Source organism: Ochrobactrum sp. SFR4 (assembly GCF_019730395.1).
In the GTDB taxonomy this organism is placed as follows: domain Bacteria; phylum Pseudomonadota; class Alphaproteobacteria; order Rhizobiales; family Rhizobiaceae; genus Pseudochrobactrum.
Window position 1 is genome coordinate 1 of record NZ_JAAPBB010000587.1, and the last position, 303, is coordinate 303.

Sequence of the window (303 nt, forward strand, 5' to 3'; positions counted from 1 at the left end):
AAGGGCGAGAACTGGCAGCTCACCGCCGGCTTCCGCTCAAAGCACGGCCGCGTGCTTCTGTTTGATCCGACCAACGTCAAATCAGCCGCCTACAATCCCCTGCTCGAGGTGCGCCGCGGCGAATGGGAAGTGCGCGACGTACAGAACGTCGCCGACGTGTTGGTCGATCCGGAAGGTTCGCTGGAAAAACCCAACCCCTGGGAGAAGACAAGCCACTCGCTGCTGGTTGCTGGGATCCTCCCCGTCCTCTAAGCCGAAAAGGACAAGACGCTCGCCGGTGTCGCGGGATTCCTGTCCGACCCT

General features: G+C 62.0%; 1 pseudogene. It reads left to right on the forward strand.

Annotation, left to right across the window (positions count from 1 at the left end):
- Positions 1-249: pseudogene (locus tag HBA93_RS20375) on the forward strand (type IV secretory system conjugative DNA transfer family protein); the annotation flags it as partial.
- Between the last annotated feature and the right edge of the window lie 54 nt (positions 250-303).